The following is a 3470-nucleotide window of genomic DNA, read 5'->3' on the forward strand; positions in this document are numbered from 1 at the left end:
CGTCGGTGCCCCGGCGCCAGGCGCGTCGTGCGCGGAGCCGTCGCGGGTCGCGGAGCCGTCGAGGCCTGCGGCGCCGTCGGCAGGTGCGGCGCCGTCGGCAGGCGCGGCGTCGCCGTCGCGCGTCCCGTCGAGGTGCACCCCGCGCCCTGCGAGCAGGACGATCAGGCCCGCCGCGACGACGATCGCGATGTCGGCGACGTTGCCGACGAACCAGTTGGCGTACGCGATGAAGTCCACGACCTCGCCGCGCGCGAAGGCGGGCTCACGCAGGAACCGGTCGACGAGGTTGCCCAGCGCACCGCCGAGCAGCAGACCGAGCGCGACGGCCCACATGGCCGAGCCGATCCGGCGCGACGCGCGCACGACCACGACGACGACGACCGTCGCGACGACCGTCAGCACCCACGTCATGCCGGTCGCGATCCCGAGCGCGGCACCGGGGTTGAACACGAGCTGCAGCCCCAGCAGGTCGCCGAGCAGCTCGTGCCGCACGCCCTCCTCGAGCGACGCGAGCGCCCACTGCTTCGTGAGCTGGTCGACGAGCAGCACCGAGACGGCGAGGACGACGAGCGTCGTCACCAGCCGCCGGCGGCGCGCAGGCGTGGTCGCGGACGCGTCAGGTCCGGAGGTCGTGGAAGGCACCGCAGGAGTCTACGGGCGCGTCAGCGACGCTCCTCCCGCTGCTTGCACTCGACGCACAACGTGGCGCGCGGGAAGGCCTGCACCCGCGCCTTGCCGATCGCGCGGCCGCACGACTCGCACGTGCCGAACGTGCCCGCCGAGATCCGGCCGAGCGCGCGCTGCGTCTGCGCGAGCAGGTCCCGCGTGTTGTTGACGAGCGTGAGCTCCTGCTCGCGCTCGAGCGCCGACGAGCCCGAGTCCGCCTGGTCGTCGCCGGCGCCGTCACCGGAGTTCCGCAGCAGGTCGGACAGCTCCGCGTCGGCAGCCGCGAGCTCACCGGTCAGACGGTCGATGTCCGAGGTCAGCTCGTCGGCGACCTCCTTGACCTCGGCCGCCGTCCAGGGCGACTCGCCGTCGCGGACGGGGAACTGCTTCACGCGCTCGTCCAGATCCTTCGTGTCGGCCGCTACGGCGACGTCGCTCAGTGCGTCGTTGATTGCCACGTCCTGGTCCCCCCCAAGTCGTCAAGTCCCGCGACTTTATGCGTGGATACGTCCGGAGACAACACACCACGCCGGGTGAATCCCCGGCGTGGTGTGTCGTGCGAGTACTGCCCTGACCTGTGACGACGCGGCCCGGCGCCGTCCTGGGTCAGATGTTCTGACCGTCCCCGACCGGCTGCGCCTGACCGGAGCGCGGCGGCAGGGCGTTGCCCCGGTTGTCGAGGTCGCCCAGCAGGTTCTCGAGGTAGCTCTTGAGACGCGTGCGGTAGTCGCGCTCGAACACCCGCAGCTCGTCGATCTTGCGCTCGAGGAGCGAGCGCTCCTGCTCCAGCTGGCCCAGCGTCCGCTGCGACGTCTCCTCCGCCTCGCGGACGATGCGGTTGGCCTGCGTCTTCGCCTCGCCGACGAGGCGGTCGCTCTCCTCCTGGCCGCTGCGGACGTAGTCGTCGTGCAGCTTCTGCGCCAGGGCGAGCATGCCCGTCGCCGACTCGGGCTCGCTCGGACGCTGCGGCGCGACCGGCGCGACGGGGGCGACCACGGGGGCGGGCTGCGGCTTCTGCAGCTCGGGGACCGGCTCGGGCTTCGGCGCGGGAGCCGCCTGCTGCGCACCGGCGCGGCTCAGCTCGGCGATCCGACGCTCGGCGGCGGCGAGCTTGGTCTTGAGGTCCTCGTTCTCGTTCTGGAGCTCGCGCAGCGTGTTGACGACCTCGTCCAGGAAGTCGTCGACCTCGTCCTGGTCGTACCCCTCGCGGAACTTCGTCGCCTGGAACTTCTTGTTCAGGACGTCGTCTGCGGTCAGCAGTGCCATCGTCGTCACCTCTGTCGGTCGAGCTCGGTCGGGCCGCGGCGGTCGACCGACCGCCTCGGGCCACCGTAGCGGAGATTGCAGCGGGGGCACGTCCCTCGACACACGGCTGGACCGGGCGTGGACACGGTCCGTCCGTGGGTCGCGGGGCGCGTGATCATGCGGCCAGGTTGCCCAGGACCGCCATCAGCAGCGAGCACCCGATGACCAGCACGAAGAACGCCAGGTCGAGCCGGATCGACCCGATCCCGACGGGCGGGAGGACCCGTCGCAGCGCCTTCAGCGGCGGGTCGGTCACCGTATAGGTCGCCTCGGCGATGACGAGCGCCACACCGCGGGGGCGCCAGTCGCGTGCGAAGAACTGGACCCAGTCCAGCACCAGGCGGACGAGCAGCAGCAGGAAGAACGCGAGGACGACCAGGTACAGGACGCCGAAGAGCAGGCGCACGTCAGCTCTGGTTGTAGAAGCCGGAGCGTCCGGCCTGCGGCTCCGAGGGCGCGGCGTCGCCCGCGACCTCGACGTGCGCGGGCGAGAGCAGGAACACCTTGCTCGTCACGCGCTCGATCGCGCCGTGCAGGCCGAAGATGAGACCCGCGGAGAAGTCGACGAGACGCTTGGCGTCCGCGTCGTCCATGTCCGTGAGGTTCATGATCACCGGCGTGCCCTCACGGAACGCCTCGCCGATCTTGCGCGCGTCGTTGTACGAGCGCGGGTGGATCGTGGTGATGCGGCGCAGGTCGTGCGCGACCGGCGCCGGCGCGGGCGCCGGGGCGGGCGTGCGCGGCACCGGGCGGTGCAGCGGCGTGACCTGTGCCTCGTACTCGTGCTCCACGGCGACGTCCCCTCCGTCGAGGTCCTCGAGGTACTCCTCGTGCTCGGACCGGTCGTCGGCCAGACCGAGGTACAGCATCGTCTTGCGCAGCGCTCCGGCCATCGCCTGTGGCTCCCTCCCCGGATCTCTCCGGCCTTCCCGGTCCCGCCGTCCGGCACCGGGGACACCGGTACCGGGAGCGACGGGCTCCCTCCGACGGTCACGCTAGCAACGGGTCCGCGGACCGCCACCGCGACACGCCCGCGACGCGCCGGACTCGCCCGATCGGGTCGCGTCGCTGGTCAGCCCGGAGCGCGCACGACCCCCGCGAGGCGGCCCGTCGTGCCGTCGCGGCGGAAGGAGAAGAGGTCGGGGTCCGTGAACGTGTCACGGTCGACGCGCTGCACCGCCCGCACACCGGCGCGGCGCAGCACCGCCGCGACACCCGCGGGCAGGTCGAGCGCGGGCGTGCCCCAGGCCGTCGTCGCGGCCGTCTCCGGGACCGCCGCGGCGACCTCGTCGTGCAGGTCGCGCGGCACCTCGTACGACGCCCCCGCGATGCTCGGACCGACCGCGGCGCGCACGCGCTCCCGGTCGGCGCCCGCGACGGCGAGCGCGTCGACGGCCGCCTGCACGACGCCCGCGACCAGCCCGCGCCGACCGGCGTGCACCGCGGCGACCAGGCCGGCCTCGGCGTCGGCGAGCAGCACGGGCACGCAGTCCGCGACG

At 73.0% G+C, this 3470-nt stretch carries 6 protein-coding genes; all 6 read right to left on the bottom strand.

Going from position 1 to position 3470, the window contains the following annotated elements; genetic code table 11:
* Positions 1 to 642, bottom strand: a 642-nt coding sequence (locus tag CTKZ_RS06580) for a signal peptidase II (protein WP_124342205.1), incomplete at its 3' end; no start/stop codon positions are given.
* 20 nt (positions 643 to 662) lie between these two features.
* Complete coding sequence (locus tag CTKZ_RS06585; RefSeq protein ID WP_124342206.1) at positions 663 to 1124, bottom strand: TraR/DksA family transcriptional regulator; 462 nt, start codon at positions 1122 to 1124, stop codon at positions 663 to 665.
* 148 nt (positions 1125 to 1272) lie between these two features.
* Positions 1273 to 1932, bottom strand: a complete 660-nt coding sequence (locus CTKZ_RS06590; protein ID WP_124342207.1) for a DivIVA domain-containing protein — start codon at positions 1930 to 1932, stop codon at positions 1273 to 1275.
* A 154-nt stretch (positions 1933 to 2086) separates the two neighbouring features.
* Positions 2087 to 2377, bottom strand: coding sequence for a YggT family protein (locus tag CTKZ_RS06595; protein WP_124342208.1), 291 nt, complete (start codon positions 2375 to 2377; stop codon positions 2087 to 2089).
* Position 2378: 1 nt separating this feature from the next.
* The gene (locus CTKZ_RS06600; RefSeq protein WP_124342209.1) at positions 2379 to 2864 is read right to left on the bottom strand and encodes a cell division protein SepF; all 486 of its coding nucleotides are present in this window, start codon (positions 2862 to 2864) and stop codon (positions 2379 to 2381) included.
* Positions 2865 to 3043: 179 nt separating this feature from the next.
* The coding region (locus tag CTKZ_RS06605) for a purine nucleoside phosphorylase YfiH/LACC1 family protein (RefSeq protein WP_148090466.1) at positions 3044 to 3470 on the bottom strand (427 nt) is incomplete at its 5' end.

Origin of the sequence: Cellulomonas algicola (genome assembly GCF_003851725.1) — a bacterium.
Lineage (GTDB): Bacteria > Actinomycetota > Actinomycetes > Actinomycetales > Cellulomonadaceae > Cellulomonas > Cellulomonas algicola.

Excerpts from the sequence above, each read along its gene's own strand:
- CTKZ_RS06590 (WP_124342207.1), bottom strand. The coding sequence starts at position 1,932 with ATGGCACTGCTGACCGCAGACGACGTCCTGAACAAGAAGTTCCAGGCG.
- CTKZ_RS06600 (WP_124342209.1), bottom strand. The coding sequence starts at position 2,864 with ATGGCCGGAGCGCTGCGCAAGACGATGCTGTACCTCGGTCTGGCCGAC.